Here is a 24,052-nt window from a genome sequence, read left to right as displayed (position 1 = left end):
ACCACGGGCTTGCGGCTGGGCGCGGGCTTCCAGTCGACCTTGTCTGGCACGATGTCGGCGGTGTAGCCGTAGCGCGTGCCATGTTCCGCGCCCGCGCTGTCTTCTTCCTGGCTGGTGTGCTGCACGCCGTGGTGGCGCATGCGCACCGGGCGCCAGCCCTGGTTCCAGTCTTCGCGCGGGTGGCCGGTTAGGTCGAAGGCCACGCCGGGAATCAGGCGGGCGTCGTCGCCCTGCACCTGCGCCATGCGCGCGTCGCGGCGCAGGCCCAGCAAGCGGCTTTGTGTGAAGGGCTTGCCGGCCTCGTCGCGCTTGTAGCGGCCGGGATAGTCGTAGCGTTCGTAGCGGCGGTCTTGATGCTGCAAGTCGCTGGCCACGTGCGTGTGTTCCTGGTCGTACTGCGGGTGGGTGTAGGTGTAGTCGCGCTGGGTTTGGCGCGCGGTGCGCAGTTGTTCGGTGTAGGTGAAGCGGCGCAGCGCGGGCTGGGCCGGGTCGCCGCCCGCCATTGCTTGGTACACGACGGGGCCGCCGGCGATTTCCCCATGAATGTAGATGCGGTCGCCGTGGATCAGGCCGTGGTTTTTTTCCGTATGCACATAGCGATGGAAATAGCCTTCCTCGGCGGCCAGCCGGGTAACGAAGTCCAGGTCGGTTTCCCCGGCTTGCACGCAGTATTCGCGCGGCAGGTGCGGGTTCGTGGTGACCTGTTCATAGTCGGTGATGTGGTGGCGCTTGAAGACATCGGCCAGGATTTCCGGCACGGACAGTTGCTGATAGATGCGCCAGTCCGAACACAGCGCCAGGCGCGATAGCGAGGGTTCCAGCACGGCGCGGTAGCGCGTGCGCCGAAAGCCCGTGTCGCCTTGCTCGAAAGCGGTGACGATGCCATGCACATGGCGCACGGGCGTATCGCCCCGCCACAGCGTGAAGAGCGCCGTCTGGTCCAGCATGGCGCCGAAGTCGATGGCGGGGTTGAAGCTGGACAAGTCCAGCTCCAGCCGATAAGTCTCGGACAGGGCTTCGTCCAGCGTGAATTCAATGACGTCGAATTCCACGCCGCGCGCGGACGACACGAAGGTAAAGCGCAGATCGGATGAGTGGGGCATGGTGGGTTCCTGGGCAGGCGCACCGCAATACGCGCGGCCCAGATCTCAATGCAACTTCCATGCCAGCTTCCCGCTTCGAGCACTAAACGCAATGGATTCATTGACTTACGATTCAGCAGCGGCATCCACCGCCGGAAATTTGCCGCGAAACCGCTGAAAACACGCGTTTTCCGGGGGAAATCAGGCCAGATTTGACCCGCTTTCTGCTAAGTGATTGATTCATAGGGATATGTACCGGGCCAGATTTGGCCCGATCGGGTCAAATCTGGCCCAGCAGGCGGATATACCGCGATTTCGGCCGCGATCGACGCGATAGCGCCCCCGCCCCCTAGCCATGCGTGTTCCGCATGGCCTTGATCAAATCCGGCATGCCTTCCCTGCCCCGATCGTCCCTACCATTAAGCCTTCCGGCGACGGCGCCCTTCGCGCCAGCCACATCACAACAAGGCAAGGGGCAGATATGGGTCAACCCGTCCAGGCGGCGCTGCGAGCCGGCACGCTGACCGGCGTGCAGGAAGCCAGCGGCGTGTGTCGCTACAGCGCCATTCCCTATGCGCAGGCACCTGTGGGCAGCCTGCGCTTTGCGCCGCCGCAGCCGCCAACGTGGCGCGGCGAGCGCGACGCCACCCGGCCAGGGCCGGTATCGCCACAACTGCCCTCGCGGCTGCGCGAGGCCATGGGCGATTTCGATACCCCGCAATCCGAAGACTGCCTGCACCTGACGGTGTGGACGCCCGCCGCGGACCAACAGCGCCGGCCGGTGGTCGTGTGGTTGCACGGCGGCGCGTGGCAAAGCGGTGGCGGCGCGCAGGATTGGTACGACGGGGCAGGCCTGGCGGCGCGCGGTGATCTGGTGGTCGTGGCCGTCAACTATCGCCTGGCTGCGTTGGGTTGGCTCTATGTGCCGGGGCAGACCGCCAACGTGGGCCTGCTGGACCAGGAGGCCGCCATTGATTGGGTGCTGGACAACATCCAGGACCTGGGCGGTGACCCCGAACGCATCACGCTCATGGGCCAATCGGCTGGCGCGTCGTCCATCTGCGCGATGTTGGCGCGCCGTCCGCGCTTTTCGCGCGCGATTCTGCAAAGCGCCGCGCTGGGTCGGGGGTTTCGTACCGCGTCCCAAGCCGACGCGCTGGGCCGTGCCTTTCTACAAGCCGCCGGCGTCGATACCCTGGAAGCCGCGCGGGCGCTTCCCGTGTCGGCATTGCTGGCCGCGCAGCAGGCGCCCGCCGTGGCCGACGCGCTACGCGCCGAAGGCAGCAGCCGCAGCCAATTCGGCCCCGTTCTGGATGGACAGGTATTGCCTGAAGACATTGCGCCGGCACTGCGCCAGGCCACGTCGCGCGCGGATGTGCTGGTGGCGTATACCCGCGACGAAATGGCCGCGTTTCCGGGCCATGCCGTGGATGCGGCCAGCAGCAAGATGGGTGACGAGGTTTTCGGCGCGCCTTCCCGCCTGTGGGCGCAAGAGGCGTTGGCCCAAGGTCGCCAAGCCTGGTTGGCGCGCTTTGACGTGGCGCCTTCTGTGCGCTTCGGCGCCTGCCATTGCATTGAATTGCCCTTCGTGTTCGGCACGCTGTCGGCTTTTGCCGATGCGCCCATGCTGGCAGGGTTGGGCCAAGCTCAAGCTGAACAGTTGGTGGCGCAGACCCAGCGTGCATGGATAGCGTTCATACGCGGCGATGCACCTGACTGGCCGATGGCGCCGCATCAGCAACTGCTGGCCTGAGCGATCGGGCGGCGCACTCAGACAAATAAGCAAAGCAAACAAACCAAGCAACAAAACAAGGGGAATTCCATGTTCAAGCAAACCGTGCTGGCGCTTGCGCTGCTGGCTCCATTGGCCGTTCAGACCGCGCAAGCCGCCTATCCCGACAAGCCGGTGAAAATCATCGTGTCGAATCCGCCGGGAGGGCCGGTGGACGTGATGCTGCGCGTTCTGGCCAGCAAGCTTGGCGCGGCCTGGGGCCAGCCCGTGGTGGTGGAAAATCGGCCCGGCGCGTCCGGCATCATCAGCACCAGCGCGCTGGTCAAGTCCGCGCCCGACGGCTACACCCTGGGCATGGTGGTGGCCTCGTCGGTCACCATCGTGCCCTTCGCGGTCGACAGCCTGCCGTTCGATACGGAAAAAGACCTGCAACCCATTTCACTGGTGGCGCGCACGCCGTTCATTTTCATCGTGCCCAAGGACAGCCCCATCAAGACCTGGGACGACTTTGTGCGCGAGAGCAAAACGCGCAGCCTGAGCGTGGGCTCGTTTTCAATCGGCACCGCGTTCCACCTGGTGTGGGAACAGACCGCGCGGCGCGCGGGGATCACGGCCTTGTACGTGCCATCGTCGTCATCGGGCAAAACGCAAAATGACCTGATCGGTGGCCAGTTGGATGTGGGCCTGGATGCGCCCTCCAGTTCGAAGGGCTTGATCGACAGCGGTCGGCTGCGTGCGTTGGCCATTACCAGCCCGCAACGTTTCGGCGGCTTGCCCGACACGCCGACGCTGAAGGAGTCCGGCTTGAAAGACTACGCGCCGCAACCCTGGATTGGCCTGATGGCGCCTGCGGGCGTGCCGCAAGACCGCGTGGCGCTGATTCAGAAAGCCGTGTCGGACATCTTGAAGCAACCCGAGATGCGCGCCCAGATGGAAACGCTGGGGATGATACCCATCGGCAGTACCCCTGCGGAACTCGCGGCCACGATCAAGGCGGATCGCGCCGATATGGCGCCGCTGATCAAGGAGCTGGGAATCAAATTGCAGTAGCGAAAATTTCACGGCTCGGAATCAAATGGGCCGGAATTTAAGCATCCGTAACAAACGCGCCAGCCGCGCCACGCTTGGGTAAGATCCTCAGCCAATAACAGGTTAACAACCACGAGGAGACCACCCCATGCCGTCTTGCAAACCGCTGTTCCGGCTGGCGCCGCTGGCGCTCGCCGCCCATCTTCTTTTCGCTGGCCCGGCCGCCGCGCAACCGGCGCCCGGTACGCAAGGCCCGCTGATGCCCGCGCCCAATGCGGCGCTGTCCGAGCAGATCGAGCAGCGCGCCCGTGCCATTGAGGACAAACTCATCGCGTGGCGCCGCGACATTCATCAGCACCCCGAATTGGGCAACCAGGAAACGCGCACCGCCAAGCTGGTCGCCGACCATCTGCGCGCGCTGGGCATGGACGTGAAGACAGGCGTGGCGGGCACGGGCGTTGTTGCCGTGCTCAAGGGCGGCAAGCCTGGCGCCGTCGTCGCGCTGCGCGCCGACATGGATGCGCTTCCCGTCAAGGAACAGGTGGACGTGCCCTTTGCGTCGAAAGCCAAGGGCACGTATCTGGGCAAGGAAGTCGACGTCATGCACGCCTGCGGCCACGACACCCACACCGCCATCCTGATGGCCACGGCCGAAGTGCTGGCCGGCATGAAAGACCAGTTGCCCGGCAGCGTGAAATTCATCTTCCAGCCCGCCGAGGAAAGCCCCGCCGACTTCGAACCCGACGGCAAGAAGATCTGGGGCGCCAAGATGATGGTGCAGGAAGGGGTGTTGGAAAATCCCAAGGTGGACGCCATCTTCGGCCTGCACGTGTCCAGCGCCTATCCGGCGGGTTGGCTGTCGTGGCGCAGCGGCCCCGCCATGGCGGCGGCGGACCAGTTCTGGATCGACGTCACCGGCAAACAGACGCACGGCGCGCGCCCCTGGTCGGGCATTGATCCTATCGTCGTCAGCTCGCAGATCATCCTGGGCTTGCAGACCATTCCCAGCCGCCAGCTCAACAGCATGCTGGAGCCCGCCGTCATCACCGTGGGCGCCATCCACGGCGGCAACCGCATGAACATCGTGCCGGACAGCGTGGCCATGACGGGCACCATCCGCACCTACGACGAAGGCATGAAGAAAGACATCCACCAACGCATCGCCCGCACCGCCGACATGATTGCGCAAAGCGCCGGCGCCCGCGCGGATGTGCGCGTCGTTGAGCTCTACAACGCCACCGTCAACCCGCCTGCCTTGACCGAGCAAATGGGCGCGACGTTGCGGCGCGTGGCGGGCGAAGGCAACTACGGCCTGCAACCCAAGTCCACGGCGTCGGAAGACTTTTCCTTCTATCAGGAAAAGGTGCCGGGCATGTTCTTCTACTTGGGCGTAACCCCCAAGGGCACCGACGTGGACAAGGCCGCCCCCAACCATTCGCCGCGCTTTTACGTGGATGAATCGGGTTTGATCAACGGCGTGCGCGCCTTGTCCAACCTGACCATCGACTACCTGGCCCGCGCGCAACAAGGAACCTGACCTACGCCTTGCGGCCATCCCGCATTGACGCCCGGCCAGGCCCTGGATACATTGGCCGGCAACCCTGCGCCATCGACATCGATGGCGTTGTCTTTTTTACCCCGAGTGCGTTTGCGTTTGCGTCTGCGTTTAGGTGTACGTGTACGTTTACGGCGCGGGGCCAATCCGCATCAACCCAGGAATTTCCGTGAACAGCTACCGCGTCGGCATCGCCGGCTTCGGCGCCATCGGCCAGGCCGTGGCGCAATCCCTGGATGCCGGGCTACCCGGCCTGACCCTTGCCGCCGTTGCGGTGCGCGACCCCAATGCCCCGCCCGATTTTGCTTGGACCCAGGCAGCACCGGTCTTCACCACCATCGACGCGCTGCACGAGCATTGCGACGTGGTGGTGGAATGCGCGCCCGCGTCGGTGTTCCGCAACATTGCGGAGCCCGTTTTGCGCGCCGGCAAGAAGATGGTCGTGCTGAGTTCCGGCGCGCTGCTGCGTAACGATGACCTGATCGAACTCGCCCGCCAGCATCACGGGCAGATCCTGGTGCCGTCGGGCGCCATCCTGGGGCTGGACGCCATCACCGCCGCCGCCGAAGGCGTCATCCACTCCGTCACGATGATCACCCGCAAGCCGCCGCGCGGCCTGATGGGCGCGCCCTACCTCACCGACAACAACATCAATCTTGAAGGCCTGACCGAACCGCGCCTGATCTTCCGGGGATCGCCGCGCGAAGCCGCCACGGGCTTTCCGGCGAACTTGAACGTGGCGGTAAGCGTGTCCTTGGCGGGCATCGGGCCCGACAAGACCACGCTGGAAATCTGGGCCGACCCGTCCTTGGAACGCAATGTGCATCGCGTGGAAGTCGTGTCGGATGCCGCCATGTTCTCGATGGAAATCCAGAACATTCCGTCCGCCAACCCCAAGACCGGCCGCATCACCGCGCAAAGCGTCATCGCCGCCTTGCGCAAGCTGACCGGGCCGTTGCGCGTGGGCACCTGAGCCGAATCACGCGGCTTCGCGCAGCGCGGGCTCGTCCTGGGGCGGCGCCATGGGGCCGGTGCTCCACCCGCCCGCGCCGTCCAGATGCAGCCGATGGGTATGGAACGGGTCCAGCGTGCTGCGATGCCCCACGCTGACCAGCATGCAGTCAGGCAAGGCGCTGCGCAGCAGGCCGTACAGCATGTGCTCCAGCCCTTCGTCCGTGGCGGACGTGGCTTCGTCCAGGAACACGATGGCCGGGCGGTTGAACAGCACGCGCGCAAACGCCACGCGCTGCTGCTCACCAATAGACAGGATGCGCGACCAATCCGCTACCTCGTCCAGCCGGTGGCTCAGATGCCCCAGGTTGACTAGGCGCAGCGCATCCGCCAGCCGCGCGTCGTCTTGCGGCAACGCTTGGCCCGGATAAGCCACCGCACTACGCAGATCACCCAGCGGCAGATACGGCCGCTGCGACAGGAACAAGGCCGCCGTTCCCTCGGGCCGCCGCACATGGCCTTGCGCATAGGGCCACAAGCCCGCCAGCGCGCGCAACAAGGTGGTCTTGCCGCTACCGGACGGCCCCTTGATCAGCAAGGTCTGCCCCGGACGCAAACGCAGGTTCAAGCCTTGCAGCAAGGCGTGGCCGTCGGGGCGCCTGACCGTCACGTCATTGATGTCCAGGCCGTCGGGCAAGGGTTCCGTATCTACCGAGGGCAACGCACGCGCGGCTTCGTTGGCGTCCAGAAAACCATTCAGCCGGTCCAGCGTTGCGCGGTACTGCGCGAAACTGTCGTAAGACGTACGAAAGAACGACAGCGCGTCCTGCACCTGGCCGAACGCCTGCGAGGTTTGGATGACGTCACCCAGCTTGATCGCCCCGCTGAAAAAGCGCGGCGCTTGCAGGATGAAGGGAAACACCACCGCCACCTGGCTTACCGACAGGTTGAAGCCGTCGAACTTCAGACCCCGATAGACGCGCGCCCACAGATTGGCGATGTAGGCGCTGAAGCGCGTCCACAAGTTGCCGCGCTCAACCGCTTCGCCTTGATAGAACGCCACGTTCTCAGCGTTTTCGCGCAGCCGGACCAGCGCATAACGGAAGTTGGCGGTCAGCCGTTCAGACAGGAAATTCAACTTGATCAGCGGCCGGCCGATCTTGAAGGCGAACCACGTGGCGACGATGACGTACAGGAACACCACGAACACCATGGCACGCGGAATTTCCACGCCCGCCACCGTCAAGGGGCCGGACAAGCCCCACAAGATGCCGGTGAACGCCACCAAGGACACAATCGCGCTTAACGCGCCGATGGCGAGCGTGCGCGACCCGGTCACGAACATCGAGATGTCTTGTTCGATGCGCTGGTCGGGGTTGTCCACGGGCTCATCCACGAAGTGGCCCCGATAGTACGCGCCCGCGCCCAGCCAGTCCCGCGTGAGTCGGTCGTTAAGCCACACGCGCCAATGGATGTCGAAGGCCTGGCCCACGTAGCTGTCGGCCAGCGCGCGCACCACGTGCACACAGGCCAGCACCGAAAAAATGCCCAGAAAGCGCCAGAACGCGGTCTGGTCCAGCGCTTGCAGCGCGCTGTAAAAGCCGTTGTACCAAAACGAGAACAGCACCGTCATGCGCACGGCGGCCATGGCCAACAGCAGCAACAAGGCCAGTGTCAGCAAGGGTCGCCAACTGCGCCGGGGCGTCAGATACGGCCAGGCCAGGCGCCAGAACTTGCGCCCCCAATCGGTCGTGCGCGCCAGCACCACGGCCACCACGGCCAACGCCACTGCCGTGATGCCAAACGCGCTCGCCAGCCAGATGGCGCTGTCCACCAATTGCTGCTGCCAGTTCAGATCCATCGACACGCCCCTATCAACACCGATCCTGGTTAGACGGGGCCTTTGTTCGGGGTTCCACGAAAAATGCGGTCTTAAGCGTCGCTTAAGCGTTCTGGCTGGGTAGCTGAAGGCGGAATGAAAGGATGGGACGCATCAGCGCGTGCCCAGGTCCAGATTGGCGAACACATCAGCCAAGCCAGGCACCGAGCGCGCGGGCCAGATGGCGCTCAGGTCGAAGCTGGGTAGCGCTTGGCCGTCGCGCACTTCGCAAAAGCGCACGCCGCCAAAATTCATTGTGCGGATCCAACTGGGCAGCAAGGCCACGCCGCATCCACCGGCCACGCAAGACAGCACCGTCAGCGTGCGGTTGGCCTCTTGCGCGACTTGCGCGTCGTGGCCGCCCTTGCGCATGGCGTCCAGAATGCCCGCATAGAACGCCGGCAGTTGCGCCTGCGGATACATCACCAGCCCGGCTTGCGCGATCTGCGCCATGGATACCGTGCCGTCGTCGGCCACGTCGAACTCATCCGGCACGGCGGCCACCAAGCGGTCGCGCAGCAGTTGCCGTTCGCGCATGCGCCCGCCCACCGCTACCGGCGTGTGCATCAGGCCGATGTCGATCTCGCCCGTTTGCAGGGCATCGGCCTGCTCGGCATTGCTCATCTCGCGCAGAATCACGCGCACGCCGGGCGCCTGCCGCCGCATTTCGCGCAGCGCGCGGGGCAAGGTATCGAACAACGCCGACGACACCAGGCCCACCGTCAACTGCCCTGCGCTGCCGCGCCCGATCTCGCGCGCGCGGTGCGCCGCCGCGTCGATGCGTGCCACGCTGATGCGCACGTCTTCCAAAATGGCCAGCGCAGCCGGCGTGGGCGCAGCGCCCAGGCGCGATCGCTCAAAGAGGCGCACGCCCAGATCTTTTTCCATGCGGCTTAGCGCCTGGCTAAGGGCGGGTTGCGCAATGCCTAGCCATTCAGACGCGCGGCTCACGCTGCCGTGATCCACCACCGCCAGGAAATATCGCAGGTGCCGGGTTTCCATATTGATTCGATATATAAATCGCACATTTAACCAATAGAAAACTATACCTCGACTCCCTAGAATCCGGCCTATAGAAGAGCGCGCGGCCATGCCCGCGCCACGGACAGGAGACTGATTTGCCCCCGCTTTCGACCGGCGCCGCCGTCGACACCCACGCACACGTATTCCGGCAAGGCCTGGCGCTGGCCGGCACGCGCCGCCATACACCGGACTACGACGCCACCCTGGCCGACTACCTGGCCCTGCTGGACGCGCACGGCTTGAGCCATGGCGTGCTGGTGCAACCCAGCTTCCTGGGCACCGACAACAGCCACATGGTGCAAGCGCTGCGTGCGGCGCCCGAACGATTGCGTGGAGTGGCCGTGGTGGCGCCGGACATCACGGACGCGCAGCTACAAGCGCTGGCCGACGCCGGCGTGGTGGGTATCCGCTTGAATTTGATTGGCCTGCCCGCCCCCGCGCTGCACGCCGCCCCTTGGCAGGCCCTGCTGGCCCGCGTGAATTCGCTGGGCTGGCATGTGGAAGTCCATTTGCAGGCCGCGCGTTTGCCCGAGGTCTTGCCCGCGTTGCTGGCGGCGGGTTGCCGCGTGGTGGTCGACCACTTCGGCCGCCCCGATCCGGCGCTGAGTGTGTCCGACCCCGGCTTTGCCTACCTGCTGCAACACGCCGACAGCGGCCAGGTCTGGGTGAAGCTGTCAGCCCCCTACCGCAACTGGGTGGGCGCTGAATGCGCCGCGTCTGGTCGGCAGGCCACGCAGCTTTTGCTTCAGGCCTACACGGCCGAACGCCTGATGTGGGGCAGTGACTGGCCGCACACCGAACATCGCGACGTAGCGTCCTACCCCGCGGCCACGCAATGGCTGGACGCCTGGATCGACGACCCAACGCAACGGCGCAGCGTACTTGCGGATACGCCGTTGCAATTATTCCAATTCCAAGGAGACAAACCATGAACTCATTCTTCAAACGACTGGCCCACCGTGGCAGCGTGCTAATGGCGGCAGGCCTGCTGGCGGGCGCCGCTGGCGCCGCTTCGGCGGCCTATCCCGAACGCCCCGTCACCCTGGTGGTGACGTACCCGCCGGGCGGCACCGTAGACGTTGTCGCTCGCCTCATCGGCCCGAAGCTGGCCGCCGAATTGGGTCAGCCCGTGGTGATTGAAAACCGGGGCGGCGCGGGCGGCATGATCGGCGGCGCCGTCGTGGCCAAGGCGCAGCCCGACGGCTACACCTTGATGCTGGACGCCTCCAACCACGCGCAGAATCCCGCGCTGCATTCCAAGATGCAGTTCGACACGCTGACCGCCTTTGCACCTGTCTCGCTGCTGCTGCGCGTGCCCAACGTGCTGGTCGTGACGCCGTCGTATGAAGTGAAGTCGGTGGCTGACCTGATCCGCCTGGGCCAGCCCGATGCCAAGGAACCGGTGTACTTCGCGTCGGCCGGCCCCGGCTCGGCGCAGCACCTGGCCGGTGAGTTGTTCAACCTGCTTGCCAAGACGCATCTGCAACACGTGGCCTACAAGGGCGGCGGCCCGGCCATGATCGACGTCATGTCGGGCCAGGTGCCCGTCATGTTCGCCAGCATGGGTTCGGCGTGGCAGCACGTGAAGAACGGCAAGCTGCGCGCGGTGGCTGTCGGCGGTTCGGAGCGTTCCAAGGCCGCCCCCGATCTGCCCACCATCGCCGAGTCCGGCGTGCCGGGCTACGAAACCTATGAATGGAACGCCGTGTTCGCGCCGGCCGGCACGCCGCCCGCCATCGTGGACCAGGTGTCGCAAGCGCTGGCCAAGGTGTTGAAGGACCCCGCCATCGCCGCGCAGTTGGCCGGGATCGGCGCGGAACCCATCGGCTCGACCCCCGCCGAACTGGACACCTTCCGCCGCGCTGAAATCGCCAAATGGCAGCGCGTCGTCAAGGAAGCCAATCTGAAACTGGATTAAGACCCGCCTGGCCTGCCGGCACGATAGGCCGGGTTGGCCGGGTTTGCTGAACGCCGCCGGACTTGCGGCGCCCTACGGGGCGCCGTTTTTTTTGGATGCGCGCTCGGGGCTATCATTGCGGCTTGGGCAAAACACATCGCAAAGAGCTGCAAGATGGACAAGATTCGACTCGACAAATGGCTGTGGGCCGCGCGCTTCTACAAGACGCGCAGCCTGGCCGTGCAAGAGATCGGCAAGGGCCGGGTTTTCGTCAACGACCAGGCCGCCAAACCGTCGCGCGAAGTCTCGGCCGGCGACCGCATCACCATCCGCAAGGAAGACCCCGCGCTTCAAGTGCGGGTGGTCGCGGTCAGCGGCGTGCGCGGCCCCGCGCCGGTTGCGCGCCTGTTGTATGAAGAAACGCCCGACAGCATTGCCGCGCGCGAACGCGCGGCGGAAATGCGGCGCCTGGCGCCGGAACCCGCATTGGGCATTGAAACCGGCCGCCCCACCAAGCGCGACCGCCGGCTGATCGACCAGATGCGAGGCAAGTAAACCCCCATGAAACGCAGCTCAACCGGCGGCCTGGTCTATTCCACCGAAACCGGCCGCATGTGCCCGACATGCCGCCAGGCGCTTGCGCAATGCCTATGCAAAGCCGCCGCCCGCGCCACGCCCACGGGTGACGGCGTGGCGCGCGTATCGCGCGAAACCAAGGGACGCGGCGGCAAAAGCGTGACGGTCGTGCGCGGGCTGGCACTGGACCCGATAGCGCTTGCCGCCCTGGGCAAGCAACTGCGCACCGCATGCGGCTCGGGTGGCACCACCAAGGATGGCGTGATCGAGGTACAGGGCGATCACTGCGAACGCATCATCAACGCGCTGACAAGCAGCGGCCATCGCGCCAAGCGCGCGGGCGGCTGAACCGGACGAGACACTCATGAATGATCTGCCAATAAGCAGCGTGGTCAGTTGGCACGCGCATGTGTACTTCGACGCGGCCAGCCGCGACGCCGCGTTGGCGTTGCGCGAACGCGTGATTGCGCAGTGGGACGGCAAGATGGAAATGGGGCGCTTCCATGAGCGCCCCGTTGGTCCCCACCCGCTATGGAGCTACCAGATTGCGTTCGCCCCCGAGCACCTTGCCGGCATCGCCACCTGGCTCACGCTGAACCACGGTGCGCTGGACGTGTTCATGCATCCAAACACGGGCGATTCGCTGCGCGACCACCGCGATTGCGCGGTGTGGATCGGGCACAGCCATGTGCTGAACCTGCACGCGCTGGGCGGCTGAGCCGACAGGTGTGGGGCGGCTGACCCCACGGGGTGTGGGGCAAGGCCTTACAGCGCGCGGCCCACGATCAGTGGGTCCAACGCCAGGCCGGGCTCACCGCTCTTGCCCTCGTAGGGCAGGCGGTTCAGCACATAGCGCATCGCGTTCAAGCGCGCGCGCTTCTTGCAATCCGACTTCACCACGATCCACGGCGCGTCCGCGGTATCCGTATGCGCGAACATCGCCTCCTTGGCGCGCGTGTAATCGTCCCACTTGTCCAAGGACGCCAGGTCCACCGGGCTCAGTTTCCACTGCTTCAGCGGATGCACCTTGCGTTGCAAGAAGCGGCGACGCTGCTCTTCACGGCTGACCGAAAACCAGAACTTCACCAGGTGGATGCCGCTGGATACCAGGTGGCGTTCGAAGTCCGGCACCTGACGCAAGAAGTCCAGGTATTCCTGCTGCGAGCAAAAGCCCATCACGCGCTCAACCCCGGCGCGGTTGTACCAGGACCGATCGAACATCACGATCTCGCCGGCGGTGGGCAGGTGCTGCACATAGCGCTGGAAGTACCACTGGCCCTTTTCGGTATCCGACGGCTTTTCCAGCGCCACCACGCGCGCGCCACGCGGATTCAAGTGTTCCATCATGCGCTTGATGGTGCCGCCCTTGCCCGCCGCGTCGCGCCCTTCAAACAGAATCACCACGCGCTGCCCGGTGGCCTTGACCCAGGCTTGCAGCTTCAGCAACTCCACCTGCAACTGGTACTTCTGCTTTTCGTAATTGCGGCGCAACATGCGGTGGCGATAGGGGTAGATGCCTTCGCGCCAGTCCATCGCCAGCTCTTCGTCGGGGTTGCGCCGCGTGGCGGGCGCCTGCGTGTTGGCCTCCAACAGCGCGCGATGCACGGCGCGCGCGTCGTCGGCCGACAGTTCCTCGATGACGGAACGCAGCGCTTCATGGGCTTGCGCTTCCGGGCCTACGGTATAGCGGCGGGCAATGTCGGCCAGCACCGACACCGTTTCCTGCCGCGCGGCGTCTTCCCGGGCCACCACCTGGGCCGCCGCCTGCGCTGCTGCCTGGGTCGCTGCCTGGGTCACTGACTCGGTCGCTGCCGGGGTCACTGCTTGCTTACCTCGCGCCACCCGTGCCTTGTCGGCCTTGTCAGGGGACGACCCCGTGGCCGTAGCGCTTCGGGTTGCGGCGCTACGTTTGACGACGCTTGGCGACGCAACGCGGCGCTTGCGCGGCGCTGCGGCAACATTGTCCGGGGTGGCTTGCGGTGTCTTGTCTGTCATCGATCCTGTCCTTGCTGCGCTTGTCGTCTGCCCACACCGGCCAGCCCAGGAAGAGCGGCCCGTCAAAGGCAAGGCGCAACCCTACCTGCTTGCATGCGGCGTGGAATTGACGAGAATCAAAGGTTGTAACATTCTTTACAACACCAGGCGCCGCTACACTGCCGAATCCTCATCGCTCCCTGCTTCTCATGTGGTCACGCATCAAGCGTTTTCTGTCCGGCCCGCCCCCGCCTGAAGATCCTTTCCGGCAAACCGTGAGCTTCGACGAGGCCGGATTCACCCGGCACTGCGAGCTGGCGCGCGCGATGGGCTTGCAAGCGTTCTGGCCTTGGGCGGACGTGCACGAGTTCGGCTTTTCATTCCAGCGCTCGCTCTATCCCGACCCCTGGTATGGCGACTACACGGAAAGCCTGTGGTACCTGTGGGTGCGCTGCGAAGACGGCGACATGATGCGGGTGTTCATTGATGACAGGCTGCTGGACGCCGACCACTTGCCGCCCGCGCTGCTGCGCAACCTGCCCGGGCTGGACATCGGCGTGTTGCACGTCGGGCTTGCCACCGCGCGCCGCGGGCTGCGCCATTTCAAAGGTGAAGGCGAATGGGCGGCCTGGCGCCGCGATGCCGCCGGGGCATAGCGCGGCAGGCGGACGCTTGGCACGGCACTTGCTGACGTTGAATCCTTCAATCGCCTTCATTGACGTTGTCAAACCCGCTGACTACAGTCAAGCCCAATGACCCCATTTTTCGGTGCGCCATGAACTCCCAGGAAAACACGCTCTCGCCATGGAAGCGCTTACGCGCGCACCGTGGCGGGCGCGTCGCGTTAAGTGCAGGCTTGATCGTGCTGGTGGCCATCGTGGCCACGCAGGGCTATGACCGCTTGGGCGAACGTGCACAGGAAAAGGTCGCCACCGCCGAAATCCGCAAAGTCGCCGACACGCTCAGCCAGATGGTGGCGGGCGCCGAAGGCGAGCCCGACACGCTGCCGTCCATCGACCCCACGCCCAAGGCCAAGGGCTTCTATGGCGAACTGGAACGGGCCGTGAAGACCGTGGCCAGTGAACGGGTGGCGCAGCACAAGGCCTATCTGACCGAACTGAAAGACATCGGCATGCCCCGGCTGCTGGATGCGCACCGGCTGGCGCTGGACACGGGCCTGGTGGAAAGCCGGATGATTCTTGAGCAGGCCGAACGCCTGGTGCCGAAGTATCGCGACCAGAGCATACGGGTGCTGCAAGACATGCCGGAACTGATCCGGTCGCTGGCCATCCGCGAACCCGAAAAGCAGAAGATGATGAGCACCCTGACCTCGACCCTGGCGCGCCGCAGCGACAGCCTGGGCAAAGTCTGGCTGCTGGAAACGCGCATCCTGCACGAGTTCGGCCAGATGATTTCACTGCTGGATGACAACCGCCAGTATTGGTACGCCGACCACGACGAACTGATGTTTGAACGCGACGGCGATTTGAAGCGGTTTCACCAGCACATGGTGCAGATCAACAAGATGGCGCTTGAACAGGAACAGTTGGGCAAGCAGCAGTTGGCAAATCTGTTTGCGGTACTTCCTTAAGCCTTCCTGCGACGCGGCCCCGCACCACCCCATCAGAACGGCTTGACCACTACCAGCGTCACGATGACCGCACACGCGATCACGGTGAATGGAGCATAAAGGTCTACCAGCGGCGGGCGCTTGAGCGAGCCGTTGACCATCCGGCGCAACGACGCGCTTTGCATGCCCAACAAGGCCGACAGCGCCAGCGCGCAGCCCACCTTGACCCAGATCCAGTTCATGGCGAACCAGCCGAACGTCATGGCCAGGTGCAGCCCGATCAGCCAAGACACCACCATGGCCGGCGTGGTGACCCACAGCGTCCAGCGCCGCAGCGCGCCCAGCATCTTGCGTTCTTTGGGTGCTTCGTCGCTGTCCTGCGGTTGCGACGACAACAGGAACAACGAGACGAACAGCGAGCCGACCATCCACGTAACCACGGCCGCCACGTGGGCCATCTTCAAGAGTTGATAGGTCATGGCGCGGGCTTGTCGCCGCTTGCTTCGGGTGTCGGTTCGGCTTTTTCATTGACGGTGGGCGGGCCCGAGGGGCCGTTCGCCGTTGCCGGGTTCAGCGTGTCGGCCGGCGCGTCCGGCGACACCACGGGGTCAGCCGGCGGCTCGGCGGGCTTGGACGCTGCCGGCGGCGTGGACGGTACGGGCTGAGTGGCTCCGGCCGGGCTGGGCGGAGCCGAATGGGGCACAACCTGGGGCGCAAGCTTGGGCGAAACATGGGGCGCCGCGGCGGCCTCGGCATCGGGCAGGAAACGCTGCAAGAGCTGGAAAAAACCTTCGTAGAACTTCGGCCGCGACACCGTCTGGCTCGCCGTCTTCACCAGCGAATCGTCGCTGGAACCAAACGGCATCGACACCTGCCCCAGCACGCTGACGCCCACGCTGGCCGAGCTGCTGGTGCGCTTGATGGAATAACGGTCTTGCACCGCATTGGCGAACACCGTGGCGCGCTGATTGGCGCTGCCGTCCGAGGCGCAGTCAATATTGAAATTGATCTGCGTGTGCAAGCCGTCTTCGCCCTGGAAGTTCTTGTGGCCGGACACCCGCGCCGGGTCGAAGCGATCGATGTTGTAGCCCTGGCTCAGCAAGGCGCGGCGGCCCGCGTCGCAGGCCGTGGTGCTGGCGGTGGGGAAGGTGCGCGAGAACACGTCGTTTTGCGTGAAGTCTTCGCGTTCGTAGGCCGGTTTGGGGGAGGTGCATCCCGCCAGGATCGCCGTCAGGCAGACAAACAGGGACACAGGCAGACGACGGGTAATGCAGGGCATGAGGGGTCCAGCTTTTGGCGTAAAGCCGGCATTATCGACCAGAAAGAAACCGCTGGCGAATGGCTGGCGGCCGGATCCCCCTGGCCGGTGATGCGTTGAAACAGTTAATTCACCCGGATACACCTCACCTCGTGTCCCGCCGCCACGGGCACGATGTCCGGCACCGCCGCCTGGCAGCGCGGCTCGGCAAAACCGCAACGCGGCGCGAACGCGCATCCGGGCGGCAAGGCTGCCAAGTCGGGCGGCGACCCCGGAATGGTCTCCAGCCGTTGGCCCTTTTGCATGGCGCCATGCGCGCGGCCCTTCAGCAGCGCCAGCGTGTACGGATGACGCGGCGCGCGCAACAGGTCCGCCACGCTGCCCTGCTCCACGATGCGCCCGCCGTACATCACCGCCACCCGGTCGGCAATTTCCGCGGCCGCGCCGATGTCATGGGTCACGAACACGATGGACAGCCCCAGTTCCCGTTGCAGCTCGCGCAGCAACAGCAGAATCTGGATCTGCACCGTGGCGTCCAAGGCGGTGGTGGGCTCGTCCGCCAGCAGCACCTTGGGGTTGCAGGACAAAGCCAGCGCAATCATGGCGCGCTGGCGCATGCCGCCGGACATTTCATGCGGATAGGCTTGCAGCCGGCGCTCGGGGCTGGGAATGCGCACGCGCTCGAACAGCGACAAGGCACGGGCACGCGCCTCGGCGGCGCTCTTGCCGGTGTGCCGGCGCACCATCTCTTCAATCTGGCGGCCCACGGTGTAGACCGGGTCCAGCGCCAGCAGCGGCTCCTGAAACACCATCGACACCACCGGGCCGCGCATGGAGGCAAGCTCGCGGGCGTTCATCGCCAGCACGTCACGGCCATCCACTGTCATTTCGCCGCTGATGCGCGTGCGGCGCGGCGGGTGCAGCCGCATCAGCGCGCGCAGGGTCACGCTCTTGCCCGAGCCCGATTCGCCGATCAGCGCCACCGCTTCTCCGCGCGCCACTTCCAGGTTCACGCCATTTAAGGCATGCACCGTCTTGGCGCCCGCCTGAAAGGCGACTTCCAGGTTACGGATGCGGACCAAGGGGGATGTAGTCGCGGTCATGTCAGCGCTCCGGAAGCGGCATAGCCGGAATCGGGTTGATGGATCAGGCAACGCACGGCATGGTCGCCCTGCTGCGTCATGGCCGGTGCCTCGGCCGCACAGGCGGCGCGCGCAAACGCGCAGCGGGTGTGGAAGCGGCACCCCGAAGGCGGGTCGATCGGGTTGGGCGGGTCGCCCGACAAGGGCGCTGATTCCGTGCGCTGCCCGGGTTCCATCGACGGCATGGAACGCAGCAGCGCTTGCGTGTAGGGATGGCGCGGCGCGTCGAACACCTGATCCACCGGCCCCAGCTCCACGACTTCGCCCAGATACATCACCATGACGCGGTCCGAGATATAGCGCACCACGTTCAAGTCGTGGCTGATGAACATATAAGTCAGCCCGAAGTCGTCTTTCAGGTCCAGCAGCAGGTTCAGCACCTGCGCCTCGACCGACTTGTCCAGCGCGGACACCGCTTCGTCCAGAATCACCAGACGGGGGTGCAAGGCCAACGCGCGCGCGATGTTCACGCGCTGGCGCTGGCCGCCCGACAATTCGTGCGGGTAACGGCCCGCAAAGCGCTGCGCATCCAGGCCCACGCGGCCCAGCAGCCCGCGCGCCACCGCGATGGCATCGCGCTTGGGGCTGCCGTGCACCAGCGGGCCGAAGGCCACGGAGTCTTCGATGGTCATGCGCGGGTTCAGCGACGAATAGCTGTCCTGGAACACCATCTGCGTCTGACGACGGAATTCGCGCAGCGCCAGCGCGCGCGAGCCCACCGCCATGCCGTCGAACACCAGTTCGCCATGGTCCTGTTTGATCAGCTGCATGACCAACCGCGCGGTGGTGGACTTGCCGCAACCCGATTCCCCCACCACGCCCAGCGTCTCGCCCTTCTTCACGTCGAAGTCCACGCCGTCCACCGCGCGCACCGAGTTGCCGCCCCGGCCACGCGAGAGCGGATCGCGCTTCAGCGGAAAGTGCTTGATCAGGCCGCGCACGCTCAACAAGGGCTGAGCGGGGCCGCCCACGTCTTCGTGCGCCACGCGCACTGCGTCGATGACCGCATTCATTCCTTGACCTCCATGGCCGAGCGCAGTCCGTCGGACAGCAGGTTGAAGGACATCGACGTGATGAAGATCATCACGCCCGGCAGCGCCGCGACCCAGGGCTGCGTGTAGATGGCGGTGCGCAAGGTGTTCAGCATCAAGCCCCATTCCGGCTCGGGCGGGCGCACGCCCAGCCCCAGGAACGACAGGCCCGAGGCCAGGATCATGGACACCGAGATCAGGCTGGTGGAATACACGAAGATGGGACCCAGCACGTTGGACAGCACGTGCGCGCGCACGATGGTCAACGGCGATGCGCCCGAGGCCCGCGCCGCGTCCACGTAGTCGCTACGCCGCACCTGCGTGGTGACGCTCTCGGCCACACGCACAATCTGCGGAATGAAGACGATGGTCAGCGAAAGAATGGCGTTGAAGATGCCCGCGCCCAAGGTGCCCGACAGCGCAATGGCCAGCAGCACCGACGGAAACGCATAGAACACGTCCACCACGCGCATGATCAGCGTGCTGGTCCAGCCGCCCGCGTAGCCCGCCAGGATGCCGATGGCGCTGCCCACCACGAAGGCGGCTATCACCGGCACGATGCCCATGAACAGCGACAGACGCGCCCCCAGCATCAGCCGCGACAGCATGTCGCGGCCCAACTCGTCGGCGCCCCGCGGATAGCCCTCGGTGCCGATGGGCCGCAGGCGCTTGAGCATGGACGCATGGAAGGGGTCCGCCGGCGTGATCCACGGCGCCAGGATGGCGATGATGATCAGCGCCAGGATGACGCCGCCGGCGGCCAGCGCCACGGGGTCGCGGCGCAAGCGGCGCAGCACGTTCGACCAATAGCCCGGCGATCTCGCCACGGGCGCCACGACCGCTGTGGCGGCCAGGCTGGCAACGGAATCGGTCATGTCAGCTCCTTTCGATGCGAGGGTCGAACAGGCCTTGCAGGATGTCGACGGCCAGGTTCAAGACCACGAAGAACAAGGCCAGCACCAGGATCGTGCCCTGCAAGAGCGGCAGGTCGCGCTGGAAGATGGCGGCGTTGAGCAGGAAGCCCGTGCCCGGCCAAGAGAAAACCGTTTCGATCAGGATGGAGCCGCCCAGCAGATAGCCCAGTTGCAGGCCCATCACCGCCAAGGCGGTGGGCGCGCAATTCTTGACGACGTGCAGGAACACGCCCAGGTCGGTCAGGCCGCGCGCGCGCAGGCCCACCACGAATTCCTGCGACAGCGTCTCAGCCACCAGCGCGCGCCCCGTGCGCGCGATGATGCCCATCGGTATCACCGACATCGTCACGGCGGGCAGGATCATGTGGCGGAAATGCGCCCAGTCCGGCACCCATTCGCCCGACCCGCCCGGCCCCGCGCCCGTGGGCGGCAGCCACATCAGTTGCGTCGAGAAAATGATGACCAGCACCATGCCCAGCCAGTAGTGCGGCACGCTGACGCCGATGACCGACACGAAGGACGCCACGCGATCCATCGGCGAATTGCGGAAGTAGCCGCCGACAAAGCCCAGGAAGGCGCCGACGATAAAACCCAGCAGCGTGGCCAGACAGGCCAGCCGCAAGGTGTTGCCCACCGCCTTGAAGACCTCGGCGGAAACGGGGCGGCCGGTGGCGATGGACGTACCCAGGTCCCCATGCAGCGCGCGCCACAGCCAGCCGGCGAATTGCTCGATCAAGGGGCGGTCAAAGCCGTAGAGCTGCATCAGTTGCCGTTGCAGGTCGGCCGAGGCATCGGGAGGAAGAATGGACACCAGCGGATCGCCAGGCGCCAGATGGATCAACAGGAAACAGAGCAGCGCGACCCCCACCATGATGGGCAAGGCGTACACGATGCGCCGCAATATGTAAGACAGCATAGGCGTCACCGGCTAGGGCGCTGGACGCCGCGCGCACAAGTCGGCGGGCGGCATCCAGCGCGTTCAGGATCAATCCATCGACATGGTGGCGATATCGATGAACCAGCTCTTGGGCTGCACCACGCCCTTGACCTTCGGCGAAATCGCGCGCGGGCCAACGTCATGCGCAATCCAGACAAACGGCGCTTCTTCGACCACGCGCGCATGCAGCTTGGCCAAGGCGGCGTCGCGTTCGGCGGGGGTGAAGGTGGTGCGCGCATCCTTGATCAAGCCGTCGATTTCGGCGTTGCCGAAATAGCCCCAGTTGTTGGAGGCCGGCGGGAAGGTCTTGGTGCTGACAAAGCGCACGATCGCGAAGAACGGGTCCATGGCCGCGAAGCTGACGTTGATGGCGTCGCTGCCGTTGGCGGACGGGTCCTTGGCGCCCTTGCGCCAGTTGGTGAACAAGGTGTTCCACTCCACCACGTCAAAGCTCACGTCGAAGTAGCAGTCCTTCAGGTTCTGCTGCACGAACTCGTTCATGGGCAGAGGCTGCATCTGGCCGGAGCCCGATGCCGACGTCTGCACCTTCACCTTGATCGGCTTGGCTTGGGAATAACCGGCTTCGGTCATCAGCTTGCGCGCCGCGTCCGGGTCGTACTTGATGTCGAACTTGGGATTGCCCCACCACGGATGGCCCGGCGGCACCGTGCCCTTGGGTTCGGCCATCATGCCGCCCAGCAACTGCTTGAGCTCGCCCCGGTTCACACACAGGTTGGCCGCTTTGCGCACGCGCGCATCCAGCCACGGCGAACCTTCCTTGAACGACAACTGCCACGGCCACACGTGCGGCTGTTCATTGGAATAGATGATGAAGCCACGGCTCTTGATGGCGTCGAAGGCATCCGGCGCCGGCGCTTCAATCCAATCCACCTGGCCGGACATCAAGGCGGCCGTGCGCGAGTTGGCTTCGGGCAGCGGCAGCATCACCACGCGGTCGATCTTCGGGCGGCGCTTTTCGTCCCAGTACTGGTCGTACTTCACCACTTCGAGCCGTTCGCGCGGCACGAACTTGGCCATCTTGAAGGGGCCGGTGCCCGAGGCATCGGCGGCAAAGGCGGCCCAGGCCTTTTGCGAACGCTCGGCCGCATCGGTGACGGACGCCGGCACCTCGGCCAGCTTCTTCTTCCACTGCGCGGGCGACGCCATGTACAGATTGGTCAGGTTGATCGGCAGGAAGGAATCCGGCTCGGACGTCGTCAATTCCACCGTCAGGTCATCGATCTTTTTCGCGGACTTCAAAGTCGGCATGCGCGAGGCCGTCACGCCAACCTGGCTGGCATCGAACTGCGGCGCGCTCTTGTCCAGCACCTTGCCCACGTTCCAGACCACGGCGTCGGCGTTGAAGTCGGACCCGTCATGGAACTTCACGCCGGGGCGCAGCTTGAACACCCACTTGGTCTTGTCCGCCGCGTCCACGTCCCACGACACGGCAAGGTCCGGGATCAGCACGCTGGGCCCGTCCTTCTTGGACAAATCCCATTGCGTCAGGCCGTCGTACATCGGAATGCCGGTGAAGCGGTTTCCCTCAAAGCCTTGGTCGGGCTGGCCCAGCGTGCGGGGGATGTCGCCGGCGGTCATGCCGATGCGCAACACCTTTTCGGCATGGGCCGCGCCAGGGGCAATCACTGCAACGCCGGCCGCCGTCAACGCAAGCGCGGCGGCATAGGACTTGAGGCGGAAACTCCGTGTCTGCATGTGGTTCTCCAATGTCTTGCAAAAGGCCTTCCCCGCGAGGGTGCGGCGCGCGTGAACAGGGTTAGTACACAGATTTTGTATAAGCAATATCCGTGCCATTTTTGGAGGCGGGAGGCAGAGTCAGGGATAGTCCCAAGGTGGGCGTGGCGATGCTGGGTGCGGCGTGGCGCGCGGTGCCCAGCCCGCCCGCCGTGCGAACGCATCCGTGCGCGCGTCGAAGATCAAAGCAAAGGGAATACCAGCGGGTGCGGGCGGCGTGGGGAAGATGCGGGGGGCTAGAAGCCAGATGGGCGGCAGGCACCAAGGCGGCGCGACGTGCGCGCCCCGTGCGCCGCCTTGGTGCAGCATGCACACGTCCGCGCATCAGCGCGTCGGCGCATCAGCGCGTCGGCGCATTAGCGCGTCAGCACATTAGCGCATCAACGCATCAGTTGGCGACGCCCGCTTGCGCCAGCATGGCGCGCAGCAGGACATTGCAGCCTGCCTCCAGATGATCCGGGCGCGCGTCTTCGATTTCGTTGTGGCTGATGCCGTCTTTGCACGGCACGAAGATCATGGCGGCAGGCGCCACGCGGGCAACATAGACCGCGTCGTGCCCCGCCCCGCTGACCACGTTCATCGCCGACAAGGACAGCTCGCGCGCGCCCTCGCGCACCGACTCCACCAAGGCGGGCGCGAACGGTTGCGGCGCAAAGTACACCACCTGCTCGATCTGCGCCGTGACACCTCGGCTGTCGGCCGCGGCACTCACCGCCGCGCGCAAGGCCGCGTCCATGGCCGAGAGCGTGTCGTCGTCCGCCGCGCGCAGGTCCACCGTCAGGCGCACGCGCCCGGGAATCACATTGCGGGAATTGGGAAACACATCCATCCAGCCCACCGTTGCGCGCGCATCCGGCGCGTGCGCCAGGGCAATCTGGTTCACCGCCAGCACCAGCTCGGACGCCGCCAGCAAGGCATCGCGGCGCAGCGGCATGGGCGTGGGGCCGGCATGCGCCTCGACGCCCGTCAGCACCACGTCGTACCAGCGTTGGCCCAAGGCAGCGGTCACCACGCCAATCACCGTATCGGCGGCTTCCAGCACGGGGCCTTGCTCGATGTGCGCCTCGAAGTAGGCGCCTACGCCATAGGCAGGGACGCCGTCCTGCCGCGCTGGCGGCACTGCAACCTGGCCCGCATAGCCGATGGCCTCCAGGGCCTGGCTGACGCTCACGCCCTCGCGGTCCTGCTGCACCAGCGCATGCTGCAAGGTAAAGGCCCCGGCATACACGCCCGAGCCCATCATCACCGGCACAAAGCGCGAGCCCTCTTCATTGGTCCACACGGCCAGTTCCAGCGGCGCTTCCGTCTGCACCCCATGGTCATTCAGCGTGCGTAGCACTTCCAGCCCGGCCAGCACGCCGTAGTTGCCGTCGAACTTGCCGCCCGTGGGCTGGGTGTCGATGTGGCTGCCGGTCATGACGGCGGGCAAGTCGTTGTTGCGGCCCGGGCGGCGCGCGAAGATATTGCCGATGGCGTCCACGCGCACGTCACAACCGGCCTCCTGTACCCAGCGCACGAACAGGTCGCGCCCCTGGCGATCCAGGTCAGTCAGGGCCAGGCGGCACACGCCGCCTTTTTCAGTACCGCCGATCTGCGCCAGATCCATCAATGACTGCCATAGGCGCGCGCCATCCACGCGCAGGTCGGCCAGCGTTTCGGTAGCGGGGGCAAGGCTCATGGGGACTCCTGTTGACATGGCGGCCGCGCAAGCTCGCGGCACGGGTTCTGGTAAGGATTCGCCCGATTC

At 65.5% G+C, this 24,052-nt stretch carries 23 protein-coding genes; 11 read left to right on the top strand and 12 right to left on the bottom strand.

Annotation, left to right across the window (positions count from 1 at the left end):
- Positions 1–1,103: type VI secretion system tip protein TssI/VgrG (gene tssI / locus ACE04A_RS13640; protein ID WP_485820211.1), on the bottom strand; the 1,103-nt coding region annotated here is incomplete at its 3' end.
- A 460-nt stretch (positions 1,104–1,563) separates the two neighbouring features.
- Between tssI and ACE04A_RS13635 the strand changes: the two genes are divergently transcribed.
- The 4 genes from ACE04A_RS13635 (at position 1,564) to ACE04A_RS13620 (ending at position 6,371) form a co-directional block, all read left to right on the top strand.
- The gene (locus tag ACE04A_RS13635) at positions 1,564–2,835 is read left to right on the top strand and encodes a carboxylesterase/lipase family protein (protein ID WP_448717280.1); all 1,272 of its coding nucleotides are present in this window, start codon (positions 1,564–1,566) and stop codon (positions 2,833–2,835) included.
- A 69-nt stretch (positions 2,836–2,904) separates the two neighbouring features.
- Positions 2,905–3,864 carry a Bug family tripartite tricarboxylate transporter substrate binding protein gene (locus ACE04A_RS13630; protein WP_279996005.1) on the top strand — a complete coding sequence of 320 codons (960 nt, stop codon included), beginning with the start codon at positions 2,905–2,907 and terminating at the stop codon, positions 3,862–3,864.
- Positions 3,865–3,991: 127 nt separating this feature from the next.
- Entirely contained in the window at positions 3,992–5,380 is a 1,389-nt protein-coding gene (locus ACE04A_RS13625) for an amidohydrolase (protein WP_259246149.1), read from the top strand.
- A 187-nt stretch (positions 5,381–5,567) separates the two neighbouring features.
- Positions 5,568–6,371, top strand: coding sequence for an aspartate dehydrogenase (locus tag ACE04A_RS13620; protein ID WP_448717281.1), 804 nt, complete (start codon positions 5,568–5,570; stop codon positions 6,369–6,371).
- A 6-nt stretch (positions 6,372–6,377) separates the two neighbouring features.
- On the opposite strand, the gene ACE04A_RS13615 is transcribed toward ACE04A_RS13620, so the two are convergent.
- Positions 6,378–8,210: an ABC transporter ATP-binding protein/permease gene (locus ACE04A_RS13615; protein ID WP_485812445.1), complete on the bottom strand. Its 1,833-nt coding sequence runs from the start codon at positions 8,208–8,210 to the stop codon at positions 6,378–6,380.
- A gap of 132 nt (positions 8,211–8,342) precedes the next feature.
- Complete coding sequence (locus tag ACE04A_RS13610; protein WP_100856443.1) at positions 8,343–9,230, bottom strand: LysR family transcriptional regulator; 888 nt, start codon at positions 9,228–9,230, stop codon at positions 8,343–8,345.
- Positions 9,231–9,346: 116 nt separating this feature from the next.
- Here ACE04A_RS13610 and ACE04A_RS13605 point away from each other — a divergent pair, with 116 nt between their 5' ends.
- The 5 genes from ACE04A_RS13605 (at position 9,347) to ACE04A_RS13585 (ending at position 12,442) form a co-directional block, all read left to right on the top strand.
- Positions 9,347–10,183 carry an amidohydrolase family protein gene (locus tag ACE04A_RS13605; RefSeq protein ID WP_448717283.1) on the top strand — a complete coding sequence of 279 codons (837 nt, stop codon included), beginning with the start codon at positions 9,347–9,349 and terminating at the stop codon, positions 10,181–10,183.
- Positions 10,180–11,169: a tripartite tricarboxylate transporter substrate binding protein gene (locus tag ACE04A_RS13600; protein WP_448717285.1), complete on the top strand. Its 990-nt coding sequence runs from the start codon at positions 10,180–10,182 to the stop codon at positions 11,167–11,169. The genes ACE04A_RS13605 and ACE04A_RS13600 overlap by 4 nt, the downstream gene beginning before the upstream one ends.
- A 153-nt stretch (positions 11,170–11,322) precedes the next feature.
- Positions 11,323–11,703: an Hsp15 family ribosome-associated heat shock protein gene (gene hslR / locus ACE04A_RS13595; protein WP_259246143.1), complete on the top strand. Its 381-nt coding sequence runs from the start codon at positions 11,323–11,325 to the stop codon at positions 11,701–11,703.
- A gap of 6 nt (positions 11,704–11,709) precedes the next feature.
- On the top strand, positions 11,710–12,072 hold the full coding sequence (locus ACE04A_RS13590; protein ID WP_259246142.1) for a translation initiation factor Sui1: 363 nt from the start codon (positions 11,710–11,712) through the stop codon (positions 12,070–12,072).
- A 16-nt stretch (positions 12,073–12,088) separates the two neighbouring features.
- Positions 12,089–12,442 (top strand): DOPA 4,5-dioxygenase family protein, encoded by a 354-nt coding sequence (locus tag ACE04A_RS13585; protein WP_448717286.1) that lies wholly within the window; start codon positions 12,089–12,091, stop codon positions 12,440–12,442.
- A 47-nt stretch (positions 12,443–12,489) separates the two neighbouring features.
- Here the strand turns inward: ACE04A_RS13585 and ppk2 are convergent, their stop codons facing one another.
- Positions 12,490–13,719: a polyphosphate kinase 2 gene (gene ppk2, locus ACE04A_RS13580; protein ID WP_448717288.1), complete on the bottom strand. Its 1,230-nt coding sequence runs from the start codon at positions 13,717–13,719 to the stop codon at positions 12,490–12,492.
- 188 nt (positions 13,720–13,907) lie between these two features.
- Between ppk2 and ACE04A_RS13575 the strand changes: the two genes are divergently transcribed.
- Entirely contained in the window at positions 13,908–14,354 is a 447-nt protein-coding gene (locus ACE04A_RS13575; protein WP_448717289.1) for a hypothetical protein, read from the top strand.
- 119 nt (positions 14,355–14,473) lie between these two features.
- On the top strand, positions 14,474–15,289 hold the full coding sequence (locus ACE04A_RS13570) for a hypothetical protein (protein ID WP_259246137.1): 816 nt from the start codon (positions 14,474–14,476) through the stop codon (positions 15,287–15,289).
- 32 nt (positions 15,290–15,321) lie between these two features.
- Here the strand turns inward: ACE04A_RS13570 and ACE04A_RS13565 are convergent, their stop codons facing one another.
- The 8 genes from ACE04A_RS13565 to ACE04A_RS13530 all read right to left on the bottom strand — a co-directional run bounded on the left by ACE04A_RS13565 (position 15,322) and on the right by ACE04A_RS13530 (position 23,983).
- Positions 15,322–15,747 carry a CopD family protein gene (locus ACE04A_RS13565; RefSeq protein WP_100856452.1) on the bottom strand — a complete coding sequence of 142 codons (426 nt, stop codon included), beginning with the start codon at positions 15,745–15,747 and terminating at the stop codon, positions 15,322–15,324.
- On the bottom strand, positions 15,744–16,547 hold the full coding sequence (locus ACE04A_RS13560; protein ID WP_485820210.1) for a DUF2242 domain-containing protein: 804 nt from the start codon (positions 16,545–16,547) through the stop codon (positions 15,744–15,746). Before ACE04A_RS13560 ends, ACE04A_RS13565 begins: the two co-directional genes overlap by 4 nt.
- Positions 16,548–16,651: 104 nt before the next feature.
- The gene (locus ACE04A_RS13555; RefSeq protein ID WP_448717291.1) at positions 16,652–17,629 is read right to left on the bottom strand and encodes an ABC transporter ATP-binding protein; all 978 of its coding nucleotides are present in this window, start codon (positions 17,627–17,629) and stop codon (positions 16,652–16,654) included.
- Positions 17,626–18,681, bottom strand: a complete 1,056-nt coding sequence (locus ACE04A_RS13550; protein WP_448717292.1) for an ABC transporter ATP-binding protein — start codon at positions 18,679–18,681, stop codon at positions 17,626–17,628. Before ACE04A_RS13550 ends, ACE04A_RS13555 begins: the two co-directional genes overlap by 4 nt.
- Positions 18,678–19,574 (bottom strand): ABC transporter permease, encoded by an 897-nt coding sequence (locus ACE04A_RS13545; RefSeq protein ID WP_485820209.1) that lies wholly within the window; start codon positions 19,572–19,574, stop codon positions 18,678–18,680. Before ACE04A_RS13545 ends, ACE04A_RS13550 begins: the two co-directional genes overlap by 4 nt.
- A 1-nt stretch (position 19,575) precedes the next feature.
- Entirely contained in the window at positions 19,576–20,529 is a 954-nt protein-coding gene (locus ACE04A_RS13540; protein WP_485820208.1) for an ABC transporter permease, read from the bottom strand.
- A gap of 69 nt (positions 20,530–20,598) precedes the next feature.
- The gene (locus tag ACE04A_RS13535) at positions 20,599–22,266 is read right to left on the bottom strand and encodes an ABC transporter substrate-binding protein (RefSeq protein WP_100856456.1); all 1,668 of its coding nucleotides are present in this window, start codon (positions 22,264–22,266) and stop codon (positions 20,599–20,601) included.
- 427 nt (positions 22,267–22,693) lie between these two features.
- Positions 22,694–23,983: a Zn-dependent hydrolase gene (locus tag ACE04A_RS13530; RefSeq protein ID WP_448717293.1), complete on the bottom strand. Its 1,290-nt coding sequence runs from the start codon at positions 23,981–23,983 to the stop codon at positions 22,694–22,696.
- Positions 23,984–24,052: the final 69 nt, after the last annotated feature.

This window comes from Achromobacter colocynthidis (assembly GCF_057334535.1).
Note: the sequence above shows the minus strand (reverse complement) of the source record. Positions and strands in the feature narration are given on the sequence as shown.